General features: G+C 33.2%; 5 protein-coding genes and 1 pseudogene. 2 read left to right on the forward strand and 4 right to left on the reverse strand.

Annotated features, from left to right (window positions below):
* From F6K13_RS21385 to F6K13_RS21400, 4 genes and pseudogenes are all read right to left on the reverse strand, one after another.
* Positions 1-195 (reverse strand): annotated as a pseudogene (locus tag F6K13_RS21385) (aspartate aminotransferase family protein); the annotation flags it as partial.
* Between the two features lie 842 nt (positions 196-1,037).
* A complete protein-coding gene (locus F6K13_RS21390) occupies positions 1,038-1,511 on the reverse strand; it encodes a hypothetical protein (RefSeq protein ID WP_287288319.1) in 474 nt (157 codons plus the stop codon).
* A 455-nt stretch (positions 1,512-1,966) separates the two neighbouring features.
* A complete protein-coding gene (locus F6K13_RS21395; protein WP_275670459.1) occupies positions 1,967-2,098 on the reverse strand; it encodes a hypothetical protein in 132 nt (43 codons plus the stop codon).
* A 51-nt stretch (positions 2,099-2,149) separates the two neighbouring features.
* Positions 2,150-2,599 carry a hypothetical protein gene (locus F6K13_RS21400; RefSeq protein ID WP_287288321.1) on the reverse strand — a complete coding sequence of 150 codons (450 nt, stop codon included), beginning with the start codon at positions 2,597-2,599 and terminating at the stop codon, positions 2,150-2,152.
* Between the two features lie 583 nt (positions 2,600-3,182).
* Between F6K13_RS21400 and F6K13_RS21405 the strand changes: the two genes are divergently transcribed.
* Both F6K13_RS21405 and F6K13_RS21410 read left to right on the forward strand, forming a co-directional pair.
* On the forward strand, positions 3,183-3,575 hold the full coding sequence (locus F6K13_RS21405; RefSeq protein ID WP_124147408.1) for a DoxX family protein: 393 nt from the start codon (positions 3,183-3,185) through the stop codon (positions 3,573-3,575).
* A gap of 460 nt (positions 3,576-4,035) precedes the next feature.
* On the forward strand, positions 4,036-4,147 hold a 112-nt coding region (locus F6K13_RS21410; RefSeq protein WP_287288323.1), incomplete at its 3' end, for a DUF3598 family protein.

Raw genomic sequence — 4,147 nt, forward strand, 5'->3', positions numbered from 1 at the left:
TGTAGCAATTCCGGCAACAAAATCCAGATATTCTTTTCCTTCAGTATCCCAAACACGACAACCTTCGCCCCGTTCAAGAGCAATGGGGAAACGCCCGTAAGTGTTCATTACATAAGCGTTGAAGTTGTCAGCACTAAATGTTGTATATCCGCCTGTTGTTCCTAAAGATTGCTTTACTATTGTTTCAGGAGTCATAAATCATCATCCTCAAAATCCTCAAAATCAAACTCAATGTTAATTTAATTTTAAAAGAATATATAGAATTTGTAGGTTTTTTTTAATTTATATAGCAGAAGAAAGAAGGAAGAAGGAATAAGGAAAAATCTGGCGTTGTCTGAGTTTTAAGCTTTTGATATGTCCGCGCCCTTTGCTTCGACTGCTATAATATTTTCAGGACTTACGCGAACTATTGAATCATGCAGCATCTGTAGGATTAAACGGCCGTTTGCCCCTATTAGGTATGGTGGTTATGCGTCAGTCCTGATTTTCTCTAAAGTTTTTCGCCATATCAATTTTTATTGCTTTTACCTTGTTTTTTTAGATTCTTTTAAACTTTCTTTTTTGATGTGGGGGAGTAGGGGAGTAGGGGGAGTAGCAAACAAAAGTAAGTTTTTTTTCACCATCTAAAACCTATCGCCTATCACCTTACCGAATAATTAAGGTTTAATACCAAATCTCAAAAGTTTTGCTACATCTCCTTGAGAGTAGGGAGTAGAGAGTAGGGTGAAAAGATATAAGATATCTTGGTTTAATGCTGATAATCGTTACAAACATGATTCAACCATTATTATTACTTAATAACTGAAGTTCCATGGGAAGTATAGCTTATTTTTGGGAATTGGTATAAAGCCTCTCCTTTAAAGGAGAAAAAGCGGTCGTTAGCGGAGCTTCCCGAAGGGTGGGATGGCGAGGTTTCCTCGCCATATCCAATCGACCAAGAGAAGAAAAAAAATTACCTTTTGCGTCAATCCTATCCGTTTTCAAGGAGAGGTAATAATTAATTATTAATTATTAATCGTTGAACACCTACCACCTTCTTATTTCCTAACCTTTAATCCTGTCATAGTTTCAAGTTCTTGTCTGAATAATAAAGCATATCGACTAGGGATATCAACCAAGGTAACGCTTTCATTATTTTGTGCATCCAAATAAACAATTGCTATTTGAACCCTAGCTTGTTTATCTATAGCACTAATTATTCCACCTACAGGAGAAAGAATACCTTTAGCAATACTTTTTCTGACTTGAGTTTTCGCATAATCTCCTGTAGAAAGTTCTGTAATTTGTTCTTTCTTTAAAGTAAAATTAGCATCTTGATATTCTTCTTTATCAAATTCTATATCCAGGCGCTTACCCGAAATATCTACGTTGACTTCGCATTGATTTAACTCCCCATTATTATTATTTAAACAATGAGCACCATGAGTTCTAGCTAAGGCAATATTAGCTGGAAAAAATAATGAAGCAATAGAGACAAGAGCAATTAATTGTTTTTGCATAATTTTAGCCATTTTAATTAATAAAAGTCAGGAGTCAGGAGGAAGAAAGAAGGAAGTTTTTGGCGTTGCATAGTGACGAATGATTTTAGATTTTTGATGAACAGGATTTTGGATTAATCAATTGCTAGAATGATTGATATTAGGTTTTTTTAGTCAAAGTCTAAACTAATTTTTGGCAATATCATTCCATAATGTGCAACCCCAAGTTTTTTATCACGCTATTAAACGGACATGATATTAGTTATATAGGAGAGAAGGAATAAATGGATACTGAAAAGTTGCCCCTCCCAGTCTACAAACCCCAAAAAGCTTGTAGAAACTATTGAGGCGGTGGAGTATTACAACAGATTTCACCATGGCGTGAGGTACATCCTTCGCAGGCAAGATGCCCGCACTATCAACATCTTAACGTTAATATTTGTACTTCATATACAACCGAATCTGCTGTAAACCCATGAAGAAAAAGGTTAGTGGTGCATTGTAATGGTATAGTTGCCACTGGGAGCATCTTGCTCCCGTTCTAATGATTTTTGCCATGATATAGCCAGAGAGAGCATTTTATACCATTTCTGAATAATAATGCTATATTTGATTACCATCTCCCTACTCCCCTACTCAAGGAAACATAGAAAAGTTTTTGAGGTTTGGTATTATTCAGAACTACGAATCTGTAAACCAGTCAAAATTTCTAAATCTTTCATTAGAGGTTCGCTTTGTTTTGTAGGAATATCAATCATAGTGACATTTTTATTGTTTTGATAATCCACATATTCAATAGCTAACTGAGTCCTGTCCTGTTTAGCAAACATACCAACTAAAGCTCCCAACGGACCGAGAATTAAACTGGCACCAATAGTTTCTTTGGCTCTTTTTTTAGCATATTCACCAGTTGAAATTTCAGTAATTTGATTACCTCTCAACTTCATATTAACATCTTGAAATTTTTCAGATTTAAAATTCATTTCCAGGCTGTTATTTCGGTCTGAGATAATAACTCTACACTTTTTCATTTCACCACTAATAATATTCAGGCAGTGAGCGCCATGTTCTCCAGCTAAAGCCTGGTTGTTACTCCAAACAACTGTAGCAATAGATATCAAAATAGCAATTTTTTCATACTCTTAATGTAGTGAATTAATACTTAATCAGATTGACTAAAGCTTTTTATATATTAGCTCTAATAAACCTAAACTATATTATATTATCTAGAGAATTAGTGTTGGATAATTAACAGTATCAAGAATAAAAAACATCTATAGCGCTACCCGCTAGGGAACAGGGAATAGTGAACTGTAAAAGTGTTTTAGGATTGAAAAATGTCCTAACCAATTCTTGTAATGCTATAAAGTTGATATCGATAAAATTATGGCCAATTTCATTAGTATCCCCAGATACTTTTTCCTTCTTGCTTTTTCAAATAACAATCCTAATATCAAGTCTCATTAATTAGCCATAATAAAAATGTTTTCTCTGATAAATTTCTCCCTATTCCCTATTCCCTATTCCCTAAATTTTGTATTGTGGGTATTCAAAGAGACATGATATAAATCATTCCTAATATTGCTGCGATGTTTCCCATTTCCTATTCCCGATATATTGTATGAAGTTTTACAAAAAATCAATATCTATAGTTGTAAATATCAAATAAAATAGTAAACGAAAAAGTATACTAGCCAAAGCAACATGAATAATTTACAAAAGTGGACATCACTCTTAGGTAGAATATTTCTCTCTGCAGTTTTTATCAAATCAGGTATTGGTAAAATTTTAGATCCAGCAAGTGCTCAACAATATATGGCATCTGCTGGAATTCCTGGTTGGCTTTTATTTCCGACAATTGCTGTTTTATTAATAGGTGGATTATCTGTTTTAGTAGGTTATAAAGCCCGTTATGGCGCACTTTTATTAATAGGATTTTTAATTCCAAGTACTGTAATTTTCCACAATCTTTTTGCAGATGCTTCTCAGGAAATTGCTTTTATGAAAAATCTTGGATTAATTGGAGGATTGTTAATGATTTATTCTTTTGGTCCAGGTTCAATTAGTTTTGATGGGAAAAATATTAATTATGATTAAAGAAGGCAGAAGGCAGAAGGCAGAAGTCAGAAGGGAAAATTACTTATGGATAGTATCCGACATGGCACTTCGTTTCTTATAACCCCAAACAATTTTAAGCACTCCTGTTGACGGTGAGGTATTAAACCCGCTACAGAAAAAATAATACTAAATTTATTGAGGAAAAAAGTCAAAAATAAACTTAATAATTTCCTAGATTTATACACAAACATAGTATGGAAATTGCTATATCAAAAGTTTAAAATTCAGACAAAGCAAAATTTTACCTTCTTCCTTCTTTCTTCTTCTTACCGAATAATTAAGGTTTAAAGCCTCTCCTTTAAATGAGAAACAAGAAAAAATTTTCCTTTTATTCAATCCTATCCGCTTTCGGGAGAGGTAATTATCAATTATCCATTATCAATTATCAATTATTGAATTCTTCCTTCTGCTATAAATATCAATAAATTTGTTAGAAAATATGAAAACACAGTGGGAAAACTTTTTACAAAATCTTGGTGAATGGCATGGTTCATTTACTAAAATTTCTGCTCAAGGAGATATAGTTGAAGATACACCTAGTATTCTGATTT

It is taken from the genome of Okeania sp. SIO2B9 (genome assembly GCF_010672505.1).
GTDB lineage: Bacteria > Cyanobacteriota > Cyanobacteriia > Cyanobacteriales > Microcoleaceae > Okeania > Okeania hirsuta.